Source organism: Streptomyces sp. NBC_01224, from assembly GCF_036002945.1.
Classification (GTDB): domain Bacteria; phylum Actinomycetota; class Actinomycetes; order Streptomycetales; family Streptomycetaceae; genus Streptomyces.
In genome coordinates this window covers 9,471,830-9,488,530 of the sequence record NZ_CP108529.1, presented here as the reverse complement: position 1 = coordinate 9,488,530, position 16,701 = coordinate 9,471,830, and the positions used below count along the sequence as shown (strand labels likewise).

Below are 16,701 nucleotides of genomic sequence, written 5' to 3'. Positions count from 1 at the left end.
CGCCTGCTCAATCTCCACACGGGGTGACCCGCACACGGTCATGTCGTTTGAGAACCTCGGGCTCGCTGTTCTCAAACGACATGGTTGTCGCGGGAGAGGTGGAAGCTTCGTCCTCAGCAGCCCCGGTCGACGGGGACGTCGCCGAGACGAACGCTGAGCTGGGCACCAAGTTCCTGGAACCCCAGAGCTACAGCCACACGTTGTGATGGGTAGGGACGTGCTCTCCTGCGACAACAAGCCGGCATCGAGGGCATGGGCCACTGCGATGGACGCCACTACCCACGCCAGCTGGTCGCCCCGGCAATGCGGGGCAACCAGCACGCTCAGGTACCCGGCCGCGGCTACCACCTCGTCGCCCCGGCGAAGGCAGAACGCGGGAGAGGAGATGTCCTCCAGACCGCTCTCGCTGGTCTCCTCCTCCCCGGACAGGGCCGGCAGCGCGGTCAGACCGCCGTCGCCGATCGCCAACTGCTCAACCCCGGCGCCTTGATGCGCAGGAAGAATGCCGTCCTGGTCGAGATGGAAGAGCGAAGCCGGCCCGACGACATCGAGGAACTCCAGCAACTGCCGCGGACTCAGCCCCGCGCCTCGCGGAACCGCTTCACCACCTCGCCCGCGCTCACCGCCAGGACCCCCACCGCCGCCACGGTGTAGAAGAACTGGGGGGCCTGCCAGCCACCGTTGGCGTCGGATAGGAAGGCCGGGTTGAACAGCTCCTGCCGATGCAGGACCCACGCCAGCGGCAGCGCGAAGGCCGCCTCGGCGCCAACACTCCAGACCGCCAGCGAACGCGTCCACACCCGCACCGCCCGGATCGCGTCGAGTGTCACGAGGCCGACGAGCCCGGCCAGGATCGGCCAGATCCACCCCGACCACAGGCCCGGGTCGAGCACGTCGAGGCGTGTGCCACCGTCGGTCTGGTACGGCTGCGCGGTGTGCTGCCACACGATCAGGGCGATCAGCAGCGCGTGCCACGCCACCCGGACGTGGGCCGCCGCACCACGCTCCTTCGGCACGCCGCGGTCGGGCAGGTCGTCGGGCGTCCAGGCTTCACCGCCCACGCCGGGCCGCTTGCCGGACCGCTCGATCAGGGCGAACACCACGGTGAGCCAGGCAATCATCTGGGCGCCGACGGAGAGCACCGCCCCGACGGCCCCGCCGATCACCTCGCCGACCCCCTGGCCGTCCAGGACGTCGAGCCCCGCGCTCACGGCGGTGACTACCGGCAGCACGGTGGACAGCAGGACAGTGAGGAGCCGTACGTACGTCGGGTAGAGCCCGGGCCCGATCAGTGCGAGCGGCCGGTCCGCGTACCGGGCGGCGAGCCGGATCGGGTCGCCCATCTCGGTGAGCACCTCGCGCTCGGCGGTCTCCGGATCGGCCGGGCCTCGGGCCTCGACGGTGTCGGCGATTGTGGCGCGCAGCTCGTCGGCCACGTCGCCGCGCTGGTCGGTCGGGATGCGCCGGACGACCTCCACCACGTAACGGTCGGTCAGCGTGCCGGTGCCGGACGCATGCAACTTACTCAACGGTCCCCCTTGGTCAGTCGTGATATCGAGGCGCCGAGGTCCTGCCACTCGCGCAGCAGTCCGGCGCGGACCCGGGCGCCCTCGGGGCTGACCCGGTAGAACTTGCGCGGTCTGGACTCGTCGGTATTCCACTCGCTGATGAGCAACCCCTGCTTCTCCAGGCGGCGCAGCAGCGGATAGAGGGTGTTGCCGTCGACGGCGAGCCCGGCATCGCCGAGCGTTTCCAGGAGCGCGTAGCCGTACTGCGGCTCCTCCAGGAGCGCCAGGCAGGCCAAGACGACCGTGCCGCGGCGTAGCTCCTGGGCCTGGCTGAGGATCAGTTCATCGGTGCCCACACACGACACCATACTGTGCGTCACACAGTAATGTCACGTCACAGTATTGGGAGGTGCTGGAGACCGACCCCGCGACATCACCACGAACCCACGGGCCCACCCCCTAGCATCAGGGCATCGGACCCTCGGGTTCCCACTGAGAACCCTTCAGTTTTCGCGAACTCGCTGGGGTCGCAGGGTGGGAAGACAAAGAGGCCCCCCGGGACGCCGGGAGCGGGAGCCTTCGTGCGGTAGAACCGGCAGGGGATTTGATGGAGCCACCGACCTCGCCGTAGCGCCTGCACCGTCGCGAGGAAGCTCGGGCTCCACCTCGATCCGCCGGTGCCTCTATATGCGGTTGTGGGGCGTCAACCCGGCAGCGCCCGTGGCGCCCAGTCAAACCGTCTGGCCACAGCGGGTATAGCCCGTCCGGCCCCGCCCCGGAGCAGCCGTCCTACAGCCCTGCTCGGCAGTGCGGCAAGGCGCTCAACCATGCCGGGGCGTGCACGGTCGGCCTTGAAGCCACGGCCTTTGGTCATGGCGCGCAGGTGGTCGAAGCACACCACGCGGTCGCTCGTGGCGAGCTGATCGCCGGCACCGACCTGAGCGCTCCGCACCCGCCGGGTGAGCGGTGCTGCACCGTCCGGCCCTCGCGGTCGCCGGACCGGCCTGGAGAGCGCCGGGCGCACCGTGCTCACCGAGCGGGAGGTGTGCTCAAACAGGCTGCCCAGGCAGAGCAGGGCAAAGGCGCCCGCCGGTAGACCGATGACCACGTGCGTCACGAGCCACACAAGGTTGCGGCGGGTGGCGCGCGGACGCGGCTCGACCGGCTGTCCCATCAGCGCTGCGCCACGCGCGGGCCGCGCCGAGTACGCCGAGCACTTGTTTCATTTTCCCTCTGTCGTACCGGAAGATTGTGGGAGGCCCCACGTGATTCACCCTAGCCTCGGGCTTTCACGTGGCTGGGTGTCCGATGCGTGATCGGAAACGCGAAGAGTGCTCCTGACCTGCAACGATGGGACTTGTCTAGGGTCCAGGTCGGCGCATGAAAGAAGCACTCCTCAGGTGAAGAAGCGTATCGGGTCCTATCCGCGTGTCCGCATCGAGGGCGGCGGGAGCGGGGTGGTCTCGCAGGCTGGCGGAGTACTGCTGGTCGAGACTGCCCGTAAGACCGGCCTGGATACCGAGATATCGGCGGCGCTGAGGCCGTGGCGGCGGCCTCGGGCGGTGCACGATCCGGGCAAGATCCTGCTGGATGTGGCTCTCGCGGTCGCGCTGGGCGGGGACTGCCTGGCCGATGCGGGACTGCTGCGGGCCGAGCCGGCCGTGTTCGGGCCGGTGGCCTCCGACCCAACGGTCTCCCGGCTGATCGACACCCTCGCCGCGGCCGGGGACAAGGCCCTGACCGCGATCCGCTCGGCGCGCGCCGAAGTGCGCGAGTACGTCTGGACGTTGGCCAAAGATGCGGCGCCGGATAGGGGCGGCCAGGTGATTGTGGACCTGGACGGAGTGCTGGTCCTGGCCCACTCCGACAAGCAGGACGCGGCCGCGACCTGGAAGAAGTCGTTTGGACATCACCCCCTGATGGGCTTCGTCGACCACGGAAGCGGTGGCACCGGGGAGCCGGTGGCAGCACTGTTGCGGCCGGGGAACGCGGGATCCAACACCGCCGCCGACCACATCACCGCCACTCAACTCGCTTTGGCCCAGCTCCCCAAGCGTCACCGGCGCGGCCGGTCCACACTGATCCGTACCGACTCCGCGGGCGGCACCCATGAGTTCCTCGCCTGGCTCACGAAACGGGGCCGGTGGCTGTCGTACTCGGTCGGGATGACCATCACTGAGCAGATTCATCAGGCCGTGTTGAAGGTCCCGGCCTCCGCCTGGACCCCAGCGGTCGAGCCGGGCGGCGAGATCCGCGACGGCGCCTGGACCGCCGAACTCGACGGCGACACACTCAAGGGCTGGCCGAAGGGGATGCGGCTGATCGTCCGCAAGGAACGGCCCCACCCCGGCGCCCAGTTGCGCTTCACCGACGCCGACGGCCTGCGGCTCACCTGCTTCGCCACCAACACGACGGGCGGGAAGATCACGGACCTGGAACTGAGGCACCGCCGACGGGCGAGGGCAGAGGACCGCATTCGGAACGCACGGGCCACCGGCCTGCGGAACCTGCCCCTGCACGAGACCGCACAGAACCGGATCTGGCTGGAGATCGTCCAGCTCGCCCTCGACCTGCTCGCCTGGATGCCGATGCTCGCTCTGACCGGCAAACCCCGCCTCTGGGAGCCCCGCCGCCTGCGGTTGCGGCTGTTCTCCGCCGCTGCCCAACTCATCACCACCGCCCGCCAACGGCACCTGCGATTCGCCCACCACTGGCCATGGACCGACGTGATCACAGACGCGATCAGACGGCTCGACACCCTCCCGAACCCACGCTGACCAGCAACAACCCGTCCCGACGAGCAGAAGAGCCACCGACCGGAACCGTGGAATCCGGCGCCCACCCGATGCGACGATCGGGCCACCCGTATGCCCGCACACGCTCCACAACGACGCATTGGCCGCCAGCCGAAGCTGACGACCAATCACGAAAGATCGAGGCTAGATACCAGGCGACCCTGCGGCACTACAGGCAGCTGTACCTTTCATCCGGCGGTCTGTGGTAGGGACCCGCAACCCGATGCCTACCTAGCTTGGGGGCATGAGATCCACAAGCCCGGCCGCCGAGCCGCACCACCCGCACCTACCCGACCAGCCCGATCGGCAGCACCGCCGCACCGGCAAACGGAGGCTGGCCGCCGCTGCGGCCACCCTCCTCACTGCCGGCGCGGCCGTCGCCATCCCACTGCTGGCCGACGCGCACGAAGCAACCGCGCCCGGATACCGGCAAGACGATCTGCGCCGGGACACCGACGCCATCCAGGCGCTGGGGGTTACCGGCGTCCAGACACGGGTGACCACCCGCCCTGGCCGGGATCTGGTCGCCACCAGCGGCGTCGCCGAGGCGGACACGGACCGTCCGGTGCCCCGCAACGGCTACTTCCGGATGGCCAGCACCGGCAAGGCGCTTGTGGCCACCGTGGTCCTGCAACTGGTCGACGAGCACAAGCTGGCGCTCGACGACACGGTGGACCGCTGGCTGCCCGGCTTGGTGGACGGCAACGGCAACGACGGACGCCGGATCACCATCCGCCAGCTCCTCCAGCACACCAGCGGCATCCACGACGACGATCTCCCCGGCTACACCACCCCGCAGGAGTACTACGACCGCCGATACGACACCTACACACCCCAACAGATCGTCGCGCTGGCGATGAGGCACCGCCCGGACCCACCCGGCACCGGGTGGAGCTACTCCAACACCGGCTACGCCCTGCTCGACATGATCATCGAGAAGGTCACAGATCGCCCCTGGCACCAGGAGGTCCAGGACCGGGTCCTGAAACCGCTCGGCATGGACCACACCTACCTGCCCGGCAGCACGCCCACACTCCGCCGACCACACGCCAACGGCTACCAGCTCTTCCCCTCCGGCGAACGGGTCGACGTCACCAAGGTGATCCTCCCCGACCCCGGCGGCTACGTCTCCACCACTGCGGATGTCAACCGCTTCTTCCAGGCCCTGCTCGGCGGCGAGTTGCTGCCCCAGGCACGACTGGCCGAGATGCAGGACACCGTCCCGGTCAACAAGAAAATCCAGGTGTTCTGGCCACACGGACGCTACGGCCTCGGCCTGGTCAACCGGCCCCTGTCCTGCGGCGGCAGCTACTGGAGCCACGAAGGAGGCGATGCCGGCTACATCACCCTGAACGGCGCCACCGACGATGGCAGCCGCGCCGTCACCGTCTCCATGTCCACCGCTCTGGGCGACTCGCCCGACAACGCACTCCGACAGGAGCAAGCCGCCAGTAACCTCCTCGACCACGCGCTATGCGACACCCCCGGCAGCGGGCAGGACACGTAACGGTCTTTCCCGGCATCCGGGCATGGCCGACGGTGGACGGTGTCGTCGGCGAGTGGAACGAGGCGAAGGTCGCCGGCGAGGTCCGCAGCGGCTCCAGCTGCGAGACCCCCTTGCCGTCCGGCACCAGCAGCAACCCCCTCAGTGCCCCGCGCATCCCGTCCGGGACGGCTTGGTGCAGCGTGGCGTACGACCGCTCGTTCTCCTCCTGCCGCACGCTGGGGACCAGCCAGCCGGCGTCGTGATCGCCGGCAGCAGCACCCGGTTGCGGATCAGCCGGGAGCCACCGTCGGATCCTCGGGGAGGAAGGTGCCGAGCATCCGCACTTGCCCCACTGCAAGTACGTCTGCATGTACCGCGCCGCCGGCTGACGCTTCCGCGACACCTCGGCCTGCCGACGCGGCGATCGACCGGGCCCCCGATCGCTCCCTTGATCGGGGGCCTTCGCCGTGTCCCTACTCGTCGTCCGGATCCTCCGGGTCACCGCCGGCAACGGGATCGCGCAGGGGCCCGCAGTCCGCCCGCGGGCTGGGAGGCGGTGAACGCGTACTTCCCCAGGACGTTCAGGTGCTTGTGCTTGAGCGGGGAGAGCCGGGCCACGTCCTCCTCGTGGCCTCCGCCCCCGAGCCCGGCTACGTCCCGCTCGGCGGGGTCGGCACCCTCCTGGTGCAACTCGGCGATGTCCTCGTCCCGGAGTTCGTGGCCCTACTCGCGCAACCGCGCCACCGCCGCGTCCGGATAGCGGGTGTTCCAGAGCACGACTGCGTTCAAGACCAGTCCCAGAGCGGCGAGTTGGTTCTCCTGGCCCTCGCGGTAGGCCTGGAGTATCTGACCGCGTTTGCCGTGGCAGATCACCCGGGCGAGGTTGTGCCGCGACTCCTGCACGGTGAGCTGCCGGTTCATCCGGCGCCGGTAGGTGTCGTCGACCGGGTCGACCACCGCCATCAGGTGCACGGTCTTGGCGATCCGCCCGTACTCGGCGAACGCCTGCCCCAACGGGGTCGGGCGGCCCTCGCGGCCGAACATCCGCAGCAGGTCGTACGCGCGGACCTGGTTGGTCACCAGCGAACCCGCCACGCGCTGCATGTCCGGCCACCAGGTGATGATCCGCTTCATGTCGGCCTTGTTGCGGGCGATGGCCTCAAGGGGCCCGTAGTCGCCCTCGATCAGTTCGCCGGGCATCTCCGCGCGCCAGAAACGTTGGTCGGCCAGGTCGCGAAAGCGCGGGCTGATGCGGAAGCCCAGTTGGCCAGTGCTGCCCCCAAGGAGCACGACCCGACGGCTACGCACCACGCGGGAAGGCCAGTCCTCAGGACCCCCAGGCCGTTAGTGACACCAGGTCAACCCTTTGATCTTCAGGGCCCATAAACGACCTACACCGCCCCCGAACACGCATGGATCCTTGCGCCCAGGGCCCTGGCCGGTTTAGGCCCCGCCCTCTACCCCGCCGTCAGCATTGCGCGTTGACTCTGTTCGCAAGGTGGTGCCGGATCGCAGGAAAGGACATAGCCATGCCCCCTGGCGGGTCGACAGAATCAGGAGCACCTGCAGTTCGCCACTCCCCGCAGCGGACTGTCCCCGCCGGCGGGGGCATGACCCCGTTCGACGACACCTACAACCAGCCGGACCCGCGCGCCTATTTCCGAGCGCTGGGGCCCTGGGAGTACCAGAGCCCGCACCACGCGCAAGGCGTCTTCCGCCGCATGCTCACCGCCTGCACGTCCCCGGAAGGCACCGCAGGTACGGCGACGGTGCTGGACATCTGCTGTTCGTACGGCATCAACGCCGCCCTGCTCAACCACCACCTCACCTTCGACGACCTGTACGCCCACTACGCATCCGCGCAGGCCACCTCCCTGTCCACCGCCGAGCTAATCAAGTGGGACCGGGAGTTCTACGCGGCGCACCGCCGCCCGGACCCGGTCCGTGTCATCGGGCTCGACGCCGCCTCCCGCGCCGTGTCCTACGCACACGCCGTCGGCTTGATGGACCAGGCGTTCGCCGAAAACCTGGAAACCGCACCGGCCAGCCCCGCCCTGTGCCACGCCGTGCGCCACACCGGTCTGATCACCATCACCGGCGGAGCCAGCTTCCTGTCACCGCGCACCTTCCAGCCACTCCTGGACAGCATCCCCGGCCCGGTCTGGGTCGCCGCGTTCGTGCTGCGCACCGGCTCCTACCAGCGAATCGCCGACTTCCTGAAAACGTACGGGCTCATCACCGAGAAGACCGCCGACCGCACCTTCCCGCAACGCCGCTTCACCAGCGACCAGGAACAGAAGTACGCCATCGACGCAGTGACCGCAGCCGGCGAAGACCCGCGCGGCAAGGAGACAGACGGTTACTTCCATACCACGCTGTACCTGTCACGCCCCCCCCAGCACACGTGGCACAAACACCGCTCGCCGCCCTGATCCAGTCACCCTGACCGGCAAGCCCCCGCTCAGCCCAGAAGATACGGGCGCGCCGGGCCGGTCAGCCGCCCAGGACGTTGTCGAAACAGCCGGACCCCGAGCTCGGCAGGACGCGGGCGGCGCTGGTGTAGCGCAGGGTCTCGGTCTGCCAGGCGTGATAGCCGCCCATCCACGCGGGCATCACCTCGATGATAGGTGTCCACGTGCACGATTCACTCGGTGAACGAGAGGCCGAGCGCCGCCCACTCAGACTGCGGCCAGCGCATCGATCTCGACTCGGAACGCCGGGTTCACCAGGGCGCTGACCCGCACCAGCGAACTGGCAGGCGGCTTCTCCAGCGAGATGTACTCGTCGCGCACCCGCCTGAGGGCCTCCAGGTCTGCGAGATCAGTCAAGTAGAACGTCAGCTTGACGACCTGTTCCATGCCTGCGCCGGCCGCAGCGAGAGCTGTCTTGAGGTTCTCGAAAACCTGCCTAACCTGGGCCTCCGGGTCGTCCGGTCCGACAAGCTGCCCCTGCCCGTCCAGCGGCACCTGACCGGAGACGGCGACCATGCTGCCGCTGAACGAGACCGCATGGCTGTACCCGTTGACCGGAGGTAGACCGTCAGGCCGGACGTAGTGCTGCTGCATGGGATCCCCCGGGGTCGGTGCTTGAGAGTCGGGCTCGGCCTATGACGAGCCCGGAATCGTGTGTCCGACGCGAGACTAACCCGGTGATCACCGCCTCCGCCCGTGCCCTCCTCAAAGCGGGCCGTCACACAGTCCCACCCCGACCACCGGAACGGCCATCCAGCACCCCAGCCTGTTCACTCCGCACGACTAGCGGTGGTTTGTTAAGCCGGGGAGTAGAGGTCAAGCGGGTGGCCTGCGCCGACGGCGTTGATCAGGGCTTGGAGTTCGGGTGGTGGGGGTGCATTCGTCCAGGCTCGCCAGCATCGTTGGAGGCTGGTCCAGGGGTCGAGCCAGGCCCGGACGGCGCGTATCGCCTTGGGCCAGGTGGCCGTGTGGGGCTGGTGGGGTCTGGTTGGTCCCCCTCTCGGGCCGGCCCGGTTCTTCGGGCGGCTCCGGTGGTGCTGTTTCGGGCGAAACCTCGGGTGGTGGACTGAACCAGGCGTCCCAACAGAACGAGAAGGCGCAGGTGACCAGGGTCTGGTGGCGGCGGATGGCGGTGTCGGAACGGACTTGGAAGTCGGCCCACCCGAGTTCGCCCTTGACCTGTTTGTAGCTCTGCTCGATCCAGTGTCGGATGCCGTAGATCCGGACGACTTCGTGCAGCCCGGCGGCCGGTTCGGGGCTGTCGGCCTCGCGGGGGCCGCCGGGGCGGGGCAGGTCGGTGGCCAGGTACCAGGTGGCTTGCGGGGGCAGCGTGGCCGGGTCGGTGGTGGCCACGACCAGGCGGACGTTCCCGTCGGGTCCCCACCAGCCGAGGCGGGCGTCGGCGGCCCACCAGGTCTCGGTGTGCCCGTCACGGAAGGTTCGCTCGACGGCGGTCCAGTCACCCGGATGCTCGGGGTCCGTCCAGGTCAAGGCGCGGGCGGCATCGACGGGAGTGTAGGCGTCCTTGCCGTAGGCCCAGGTGCCGTGGCTCGGTTTGAGGTCCATGACGAACGGTAGCCCTGCCGAGGCGAGTTGTCTGCGGAAGCTGTCCTGGTCGCCGTAGGCGCAGTCGGCGGCCACGGCCCGGAAGCCCACCCCGGCAGTCTTCGCGGTGCGGGCCAGCTCTGCGGCGATCTGCAGCTTGGTGCGGAAGCCGGGGTCGCTCTTGCCCTTGGGGAAGTGATGGGCGGGGCTGTAGGGCACGGCGTGCAGCGGGTAGTAGAGGTTCTCATCGGCCCAGCAGGTGGTCACGGTGACGATGCCGTTGTCGGTCTTGCCCAGCCGGCCCAGCCACTGCCGTCCGATGTGCGCGGTCGCCTTCCCGTCCTTACGGTCCCCGGAGTCATCGATCACCAGCACCCCGCCCGGGTGCGGCGCGGTCGCGGGGTCGGCCAGCAGCAGTTCCACCCGGCGGGCGTTGACCTGCTCGTGGTCCCAGGTCGATTCGGACAGGAAGAACTGCAGCCGCTGCACCGAGGGGTGCTGGGCCCCGACGACGGGCCCCTCTATCCCAAAAATTAGCTGCGACGGTCTACTAGTAGGGCTTTGTTAGGTCCTGTGGTGGGGTTCGGGGGTTGGTGCGGGTTGGCCGCATATCGAGCAGGCGCCGGTCCAGGTGGCCAGGAGGGCCTGGAGTTCGCGGAGGACCGCGTAGAGGGTCAGGCCGGCGCAGGGGCTTTTGGGTCGAGTCTGAGCAGGGTGCAGAAGGCCTGGGCGAGGGAGGCGAGGGTGACGTGGCGGTGCCAGCCGAGGTAGTTGCGGCCCTCGAAGTGGTCCAGGCCGAGGCCGTCCTTGAGCTCGCGGTAGTCGTGTTCAACTCTCCAGCGGATCTTGGCGATTCGCACCAGCTCGCGCAGTGGGATGTCGGCGGGCAGCGTCGAGAGCCAGTAGTCGGTGGGCTCGGCAGAGTCGGGAGGCCACTCGACGAGCAGCCAGCATTCGGGCAGGGAGCCGTCGGCGGCGCGGCGGATGGACCGGTTGGCCGGGCGGACCCGTAGGGCCAGGAATTGCGAGCGCATCTCGGCCCGTGGGTTGTGCTTGGTGGCCTTGCTGCCCTGACGCCAGGTAACGGTGCGGGTGGCCGCTTGCCCGGCGGCCAGGGCCAGCACGCGCAGGGTGGTGTGCGGCTGGGGGTAGGCGGACACGGGAGGGCGGCCCTGCCCGGAGTACGGCGGACGCTCGGGCGTGGCGTCGCCCGGGTGCGCGGTCGTGGTGGCCTTGACCGCGACCGCGTAGGTCAGGCCTCGTTCGGTCAGACCCTCTCGAAAGCCCGTGGCGTCGCCGTATCCGGCATCGGCGACGACCGGCAGGCCCGGCAACTCCCAGTCCCCGCGAACCTCGTCGAGCATGTCCAGGGCCAGGCGCCACTTCTCCCGGTGGCGAGCAGTCTCGGGGATGCCGGCCTTGGCGCGGCGCCGGCGGATCGCCGAAGCCAGCAGCGCGTCCTCGGTATGTTTGGTGTCGTCCCAGCCCTCGGGCAGGAACAGACGCCAGTCGACGGCCGAGGAGGCGCGGTCGCTGACCAGGTTCACACTGACCCCGATCTGGCAGTTGCCCCGCTTGCCCAGCGCGCCGCAGTACATCCGCGCCACCCCTGGCGAGTCGTAGCCGTCCTTGGGGAAGCCGACATCGTCAATCGCGTACGCCTCGGGCGAGATGTGCGCCGCGGCCCAACGGGCCAGCCGCTCACGGACCTTGGCGTAGTCCCAGGTGGAGGAGGACACGAACTGCTGGAGCTGCTGGTGGTCCACGCCCAGGCGCTCGGCCATCGGCTGCATCGACTTGCGCTTGCCGTCCAGCATCAGCCCGCGCAGGTACAACTCACCCTTGGCCCGCTGGTCCCGACGCGCCAACGAGCCCAGCATCTCGGCCGCGAACGCCTCCAGACGCGGACGGACCTCTTCCATCTCCTCAGGAGTCACAACTGAAAGAAGATCACAATCTATCCAACGAGGATCACTTGGGGTACCTAACAAAGCCCTACTAGTAGACCGTCGCAGCTAATTTTTGGGATAGAGGTGGCGCAGTTTGATGCGTGCGTCGTGGGTGGTGAACTGCCAGTCCACGTGGCGTTGTTCGGTGTTGGTGGCGTTCTGCCAGGCCGAGAGTTCAGTGTTGAGGATGTCGAGGTCGCCGATCCGGCGGTCGAGACATTGCCGGGTCAGCGCGGAGAGTTCGATCTCGGCGATGTTGAGCCATGACCCGTGTTTGGGCGTGTGGTGGATCTCGAGGCGTTGGGCCAGGGCGAAGGCCTCTTCTGGTTCGAATGCCTCGTACAGTGAGGCGATGCCGTGGGTGTTGAGGTTGTCCATCACCAGCACCACGGCCTCGGCGTCGGGGTGATCCACGCTCAGCAGCTGCTTGACCTGGCCGGCCCAGTCGATCCGGGTCCGCTGGGACAGTGCCTGAACTCGACGCCACCCGCGCAGGGGTTCGACCCACACGAAGATCGAGCACGTGCCGCAGCGGATGTACTCGCTGTCCTGGCAGGCGTCGTGACCAGGGCGGGCCGGGAGCGGGTCGCGGGCATGGTCGAGGAGCTGGTAGGGCTTCTCGTCCATGCACACCACCGGACGTGCCGGGTCATAGGGCCGGGCGTAGACGGCCAGCACGTCTTCCATCCGGGCCGCGAACTCCGCGTTCGCTCGTGGTGGGATGGTCCAGCACTTCTTCAGGTGAGGACGCAGTTCCGTTTTTTAAGACCCGCCCGATGGTGGAGTGGTCCAGATCGGGGATGTCCTCGACCAGCGCGACGTGCTTCTCCAGCAGCCGCAGTGACCACCGGGCATGGCCTTGGGGTGGCTGTGAGCACGCCATCGCAATCAGCCGGGCTTCGACCTCACCAGTCACCGGCGAGGGCACCGGTGGGAGGTCGCGCTTCTTCCGCGCGATCGTGGCGTGAACATCGCCACCGGTCTCGGCGAAACGCTTGGCGACCAGCCGCAACGTCTCACCGGAGACGCCGAGCCGGGCCGCGATCACCTCCTTGGGATCCGCCTCACCCGCCGAGGTATCCAGCGCAAGCAGCACCCGCGCACGCATGATCATCGAGGCCCCACGAACACCTGTCGTGGTCACCCGGACCAACTCCTCGCGATCCTGCGCGGTCAACCTGACCGGCCGCTTCTTCTGCGAACCCACAACAACAGTCCTATCTGGCAAAGGGGAAGGAATCTGCCAGACACCAACCTCCCAGTCAGGTGCACCATAACTAAGCGGCGACACGCTACTAGGTTGGCTGACAAGGAACTCTCATCGACTGCGTCCGCTGTCAAACGCCTCGATTGGATGGCAGCGGTCAGCGAGGTACCTATGGTGCGGCACGGATTGCTGTCCGTTCTCAACGAACCCAGTCGACGGCGGTCCTGTGACCGGCCCGGACCGACAAACTACGTTGAGACGGCCGCCCTCAGGACCGCTCCGTCTTCCCTGGCCTGATGACCTGCAACGACTGGACTCGCTGAGACGGATCGGCACACGACTGAGTTCGCTGCGACCGGACAGATGCAGTGCGCAGGGCGAGCAGAAGGGCACCAGGCCCGCACCCGCTCTTTACGCCGAAAAGATGTGAGGCTGAGTAAGAGCACCCGGGCGCGGAGGCTAGTACTCCAGCCGGACTTCTTCATTCGTGCTGGTCAACGGCTTGGGCGTGGAGAGTGTAGTGGGCTGGAATCGGGGGTGGGTCGGTCTTTGCCGGGCCGTCCCACAAAGGTGTGACCGCGCCGTGTGTAGTGGCGACGTTCCGGGCAGTCCGCCCGAGTGAATGATGCACCAACACACGTATGGGAAGAGGGACTTGACGATCTGCTCTTGCGGATCGGCGGACGCCCGCGTGGAGCCCCGGCGCCGGATGCGAGACTACGTCCGTGGGCTCCTTGGCCCGTGGGCCGCAAGAACGGCTGGCAGCTCGCCGAATATGCCAGCCACGCCATCCCCCCGACGGGCTGCAGCATCTGCTCTCGCGGAGCCGCTGGAAGGCCGACGAGTTACGTGACGACCTGCAGGCCTGCGTTGCCGAGCACCTCGGCACGGACAACGGCGTGCTGATCACCGCCGACACCGGCTTCGTGAAGAAGGGCACCAAGTCCGCCGGCGTCCAGCGCCAGTACTCCGGGCAAGAGGGGCGCATACGCAACCCCCGCCGGATCGATGTCGGTCGCGGCGGACCGTTCGACGAGCGCGCGACCGGGAAGGAGCCCTCAGGCGGTACCACGCGCCGTCTTCGGCGAGGGCCACCAGGCTGCGTCTGAGATCGGGGTTGCCGGTGAGCCGGTGAGCCGCGGGACGACGTCGGTGACCACGGAAACCTCGCCCCGCTCGATCGCCTGGTACCACGAGATCCAGGTCTCGATCTGTTCCCCGCTCATGCCCAGTCGCCATCGCCGCGCGAAGGCTTCCTCAAGGGTCTCGGGTTCGTAGCGGTAGGGCCGACCGGTGGCCGCAGCGATCCGCGTGACCGTTTCGTCGAGGGTCAGGGCCTCGGGTCCGGTGATCTCAAGGGTCGCGCCGTCGTGCTCGGAGCGGGGACCCTCGTCGAGGGCGACGGCCGTGATCACGTCGGCGATGTCCTCGTGGGTGACGAAGGCGGCCCGGCCGATGCTCCCGGGGCCGCGCCCGCTGGTCGTCCTCGCGCACCGGGTTCGGGGCGTCAGCGTCCTCCTGGTCCACGTAGCGGTTCATGGTCGCGCGGGCTCGGTCGGCCGCCTTCGTAAAGACGTCCTGGAGGTGGCGCAGCTGCTCGTCGGTGAACTCCAGGGTGGGGCTCGGTCTCCGGTTCTGGGCGGTCGGGACCGGGATCGGCGTCCTGGTGCGCGAGCAACTGCTCGGGCATTGCTGCTTGCTGGTGCGCGGCGACGTCGTACGCCCGGCCCCGCACAGCCGTGGCGGTGGCAGTGCGCAGCTTCTCCCGCACCACCGCACCGGCGAGGACCGCACGGTCGTAGCTCAGCGGCACGCGGGGTATCTCCCACTCCCCCGGATCCTGGTCCGGGGGCCGGTGCGAGGCCGGTTCGCCGGGGTCGGCCGGGGGTTGCCGGTCCGGGTCAGGCACGGGAGGTGGTGGGCGCCGGGTGGGTTCGAGGTCGGACAGGGCCCACCGGGCGGTATAGAGGCGGTAGTCCGACAGCAGGCCGCGTGTGGTCTTCGGCTCGCTGATGTCCAGGCAGTACGTCTCGAGCGCGGCGCCCACGATTCGGTCGTCCAGGCCGGGGTCGCGACGACGGCCGCGCAGGACCAGGGCGAGGTGACGGCGCACTTCGGCAAGCAGGTGCCGGCGGTGGAACCGGCCGCCGCCGTTCATCACGAACACCACCGCAGCAACGTCCACGGCCGCCAGGGCGACATCGACCACGGCGGCAACCCGCGCCCGGATCGCGTCCGCTGCGGCGCGGGCGCGCTCGAGGAGCGACTCGATGATGTCGACGGCCACCTTGGAGGTGTCGATCGCGTTCTTCTTCCAGTCGGCACGCAGTTGCGCGAGCGACCGGACCTCTTTCTTCTTGGGCGGGCGGGTCATCTTCGCCGCGATCCGGTTCAGCTTGGCGCGGGCCCGCTCGGAGACCACGGGCAGAAAGCGGGGCTCGCCGTCGTCGTCGACGCTGGTGAAGTACTCGTGTTCCAGGTCCTCAAGGCAGGCGGCAATCTGGTCGCCGCGGCTGGCGGTCCAGCCGATCAGCTCGTGCGGCACCCCGGCGATCTCCATGACCGGGCGGCGCCCGGCGGTCACGGTGCGCGGCTCGGTCGCCAGCCCCAGCGCCTCGCAGACCTCAGCGGCCACGGTTTCGTTGTAGAGCGCGGATGCGGCGACGTTGTTCTCGAGCAGGGCCTCCGAGTGGACCGATCCCCATTTCCCGTCCAGGCGCTGCCCCTTCATCGAAAGCATCAGATGATCACGGAGCAGCGGCATTCCGGGCCGGGCTTCGTAGTGGCGGAAGCGGGCGGCGACCAGACCGCCGGGCGGCCGGTCCCGGTAGATGCCGTCCTTGCCGTACCGGATCACCGCCACCTCGTCCTCGATCCACTCCAGCACCCGCTCGATCGCCCGCTCGTGCGCGGCCTCGATCACCCGCCGGGTCTCGTCATCACCCAACGCCCACAACAGGTAGATCGTCGGCTGCGGCCGGAAGACGAGGTCGAAACCGGTGACCTTCACCCGGCGCCCGAGAGCGCTGGCCTTCCACGCCTTCTTCGGGGACTCGCCTTTGGCCAGCCGGTCGGCCTCGATCCGGTCCGCGTACGGGTGCCGGCCCCGCTCGCCAAAGAGGTTCCGCAGCTGCTGCTCGGTGACCTCCTCCCCCGCCGTCAGACCGAGCACGGCAAGTCATCGGCCCATCCATCGCCCGGCCGGGACACCGGCCTCCTCCTGAGCCTCGCGCAGCGGCGTGCGGGCCCGGCGGCGGCCGTCGCCGACGACGACATGGCGCAAGTAGTAGCGGTACATCTGCCCGGCGATGATCAGCGCGATGTCCATCGTCATGCAGGCCACGCCACACGGTTCTGACCTGCAAGAAAAGCCCGATCAGTCCGGCGTCACGTCAGGCGGGAGCAGCGGCCGAACTTTCTTCTCAGGTGCCCGCCGGGCGGGAAGCGGCTCCGGCAGGCGAGCCAGTGTCATCGCTCTCCGGCAGTACCTCGCACCACCCACCCGCGACGGCCCGGACGACACCAACAAGCACCCCGAGCACCAAGTAACGCGCACCACCAACGAGCACCGCCCTACATCGGCCCCCGGCACACGCCGAGCGCTGCGGAAGAGGCCCGGGGAGGGCAAGGTTGCCCGCCTGGTCGTGCCCGTGTGCCTCGCGCCCAGCGAGTCGCCGGACGAGATGCTGGCCTCGAAGGCGTACGACGGGCTGACCGGCCTGACCCTCGACACGTGATCG

Annotated in this window: 15 protein-coding genes and 3 pseudogenes; 7 read left to right on the top strand and 11 right to left on the bottom strand. The window is 68.8% G+C overall.

Features of this window, described 5'->3' with window-relative positions:
• The first annotated feature begins 252 nt into the window (after window positions 1-252).
• Complete coding sequence (locus OG609_RS43445) at window positions 253-654, top strand: hypothetical protein (RefSeq protein ID WP_327277764.1); 402 nt, start codon at window positions 253-255, stop codon at window positions 652-654.
• On the opposite strand, the gene OG609_RS43440 is transcribed toward OG609_RS43445, so the two are convergent.
• Window positions 576-1,529 (bottom strand): permease prefix domain 1-containing protein, encoded by a 954-nt coding sequence (locus OG609_RS43440; RefSeq protein ID WP_327277763.1) that lies wholly within the window; start codon window positions 1,527-1,529, stop codon window positions 576-578. The genes OG609_RS43445 and OG609_RS43440 overlap by 79 nt on opposite strands.
• Window positions 1,526-1,864, bottom strand: a complete 339-nt coding sequence (locus tag OG609_RS43435) for a PadR family transcriptional regulator (RefSeq protein WP_327277762.1) — start codon at window positions 1,862-1,864, stop codon at window positions 1,526-1,528. Before OG609_RS43435 ends, OG609_RS43440 begins: the two co-directional genes overlap by 4 nt.
• A 1,044-nt stretch (window positions 1,865-2,908) precedes the next feature.
• Here OG609_RS43435 and OG609_RS43430 point away from each other — a divergent pair.
• The 3 genes from OG609_RS43430 (at window position 2,909) to OG609_RS43420 (ending at window position 6,052) form a co-directional block, all read left to right on the top strand.
• Window positions 2,909-4,285 carry an IS1380 family transposase gene (locus OG609_RS43430; protein ID WP_327270970.1) on the top strand — a complete coding sequence of 459 codons (1,377 nt, stop codon included), beginning with the start codon at window positions 2,909-2,911 and terminating at the stop codon, window positions 4,283-4,285.
• Between the two features lie 262 nt (window positions 4,286-4,547).
• The gene (locus OG609_RS43425) at window positions 4,548-5,810 is read left to right on the top strand and encodes a serine hydrolase domain-containing protein (RefSeq protein ID WP_327277761.1); all 1,263 of its coding nucleotides are present in this window, start codon (window positions 4,548-4,550) and stop codon (window positions 5,808-5,810) included.
• 32 nt (window positions 5,811-5,842) lie between these two features.
• The gene (locus tag OG609_RS43420; RefSeq protein ID WP_327277760.1) at window positions 5,843-6,052 is read left to right on the top strand and encodes a hypothetical protein; all 210 of its coding nucleotides are present in this window, start codon (window positions 5,843-5,845) and stop codon (window positions 6,050-6,052) included.
• 210 nt (window positions 6,053-6,262) lie between these two features.
• Here OG609_RS43420 and OG609_RS43415 read toward each other — a convergent pair.
• A pseudogene (locus OG609_RS43415) lies at window positions 6,263-7,052 on the bottom strand (Tn3 family transposase); the annotation flags it as partial.
• A 347-nt stretch (window positions 7,053-7,399) separates the two neighbouring features.
• Between OG609_RS43415 and OG609_RS43410 the strand changes: the two are divergent.
• Window positions 7,400-8,221, top strand: a complete 822-nt coding sequence (locus tag OG609_RS43410) for a hypothetical protein (RefSeq protein WP_327277759.1) — start codon at window positions 7,400-7,402, stop codon at window positions 8,219-8,221.
• 246 nt (window positions 8,222-8,467) lie between these two features.
• Here the strand turns inward: OG609_RS43410 and OG609_RS43405 are convergent, their stop codons facing one another.
• The 5 genes and pseudogenes from OG609_RS43405 to OG609_RS43385 form a co-directional block, all read right to left on the bottom strand.
• Window positions 8,468-8,854 carry a RidA family protein gene (locus OG609_RS43405; RefSeq protein ID WP_327277758.1) on the bottom strand — a complete coding sequence of 129 codons (387 nt, stop codon included), beginning with the start codon at window positions 8,852-8,854 and terminating at the stop codon, window positions 8,468-8,470.
• 222 nt (window positions 8,855-9,076) lie between these two features.
• A pseudogene (locus OG609_RS43400) lies at window positions 9,077-10,321 on the bottom strand (IS701 family transposase); the annotation flags it as partial.
• Between the two features lie 158 nt (window positions 10,322-10,479).
• Window positions 10,480-11,742 carry an IS701 family transposase gene (locus tag OG609_RS43395; RefSeq protein WP_442817924.1) on the bottom strand — a complete coding sequence of 421 codons (1,263 nt, stop codon included), beginning with the start codon at window positions 11,740-11,742 and terminating at the stop codon, window positions 10,480-10,482.
• Window positions 11,743-11,820: 78 nt separating this feature from the next.
• Window positions 11,821-12,477: an IS630 family transposase gene (locus OG609_RS43390; RefSeq protein WP_327278385.1), complete on the bottom strand. Its 657-nt coding sequence runs from the start codon at window positions 12,475-12,477 to the stop codon at window positions 11,821-11,823.
• Window positions 12,404-12,931 (bottom strand): helix-turn-helix domain-containing protein, encoded by a 528-nt coding sequence (locus OG609_RS43385; RefSeq protein ID WP_327271978.1) that lies wholly within the window; start codon window positions 12,929-12,931, stop codon window positions 12,404-12,406. Before OG609_RS43385 ends, OG609_RS43390 begins: the two co-directional genes overlap by 74 nt.
• A gap of 693 nt (window positions 12,932-13,624) precedes the next feature.
• On the opposite strand from OG609_RS43385, the pseudogene OG609_RS43380 reads away from it, so the two are divergent.
• A pseudogene (locus OG609_RS43380) lies at window positions 13,625-13,956 on the top strand (transposase); the annotation flags it as partial.
• A gap of 63 nt (window positions 13,957-14,019) precedes the next feature.
• Here OG609_RS43380 and OG609_RS43375 read toward each other — a convergent pair.
• The 3 genes from OG609_RS43375 to OG609_RS43365 form a co-directional block, all read right to left on the bottom strand.
• On the bottom strand, window positions 14,020-14,376 hold the full coding sequence (locus OG609_RS43375; RefSeq protein ID WP_327277756.1) for a hypothetical protein: 357 nt from the start codon (window positions 14,374-14,376) through the stop codon (window positions 14,020-14,022).
• 92 nt (window positions 14,377-14,468) lie between these two features.
• A complete protein-coding gene (gene mobF, locus OG609_RS43370; RefSeq protein WP_327277755.1) occupies window positions 14,469-16,133 on the bottom strand; it encodes a MobF family relaxase in 1,665 nt (554 codons plus the stop codon).
• A 6-nt stretch (window positions 16,134-16,139) separates the two neighbouring features.
• A complete protein-coding gene (locus tag OG609_RS43365; protein ID WP_327277754.1) occupies window positions 16,140-16,295 on the bottom strand; it encodes a hypothetical protein in 156 nt (51 codons plus the stop codon).
• Here OG609_RS43365 and OG609_RS43360 point away from each other — a divergent pair.
• A complete protein-coding gene (locus OG609_RS43360) occupies window positions 16,282-16,698 on the top strand; it encodes a hypothetical protein (protein WP_327278436.1) in 417 nt (138 codons plus the stop codon). The genes OG609_RS43365 and OG609_RS43360 overlap by 14 nt on opposite strands.
• Window positions 16,699-16,701 lie beyond the last annotated feature (3 nt).

Coding starts and splice junctions, on each gene's coding strand:
- OG609_RS43365 (WP_327277754.1), bottom strand. CDS start 16,295: ATGACGATGGACATCGCGCTGATCATCGCCGGGCAGATGTACCGCTAC.
- OG609_RS43410 (WP_327277759.1), top strand. CDS start 7,400: ATGACCCCGTTCGACGACACCTACAACCAGCCGGACCCGCGCGCCTAT.
- OG609_RS43360 (WP_327278436.1), top strand. CDS start 16,282: ATGTCCATCGTCATGCAGGCCACGCCACACGGTTCTGACCTGCAAGAA.
- OG609_RS43425 (WP_327277761.1), top strand. CDS start 4,548: ATGAGATCCACAAGCCCGGCCGCCGAGCCGCACCACCCGCACCTACCC.
- OG609_RS43405 (WP_327277758.1), bottom strand. CDS start 8,854: ATGCAGCAGCACTACGTCCGGCCTGACGGTCTACCTCCGGTCAACGGG.
- OG609_RS43445 (WP_327277764.1), top strand. CDS start 253: ATGGGCCACTGCGATGGACGCCACTACCCACGCCAGCTGGTCGCCCCG.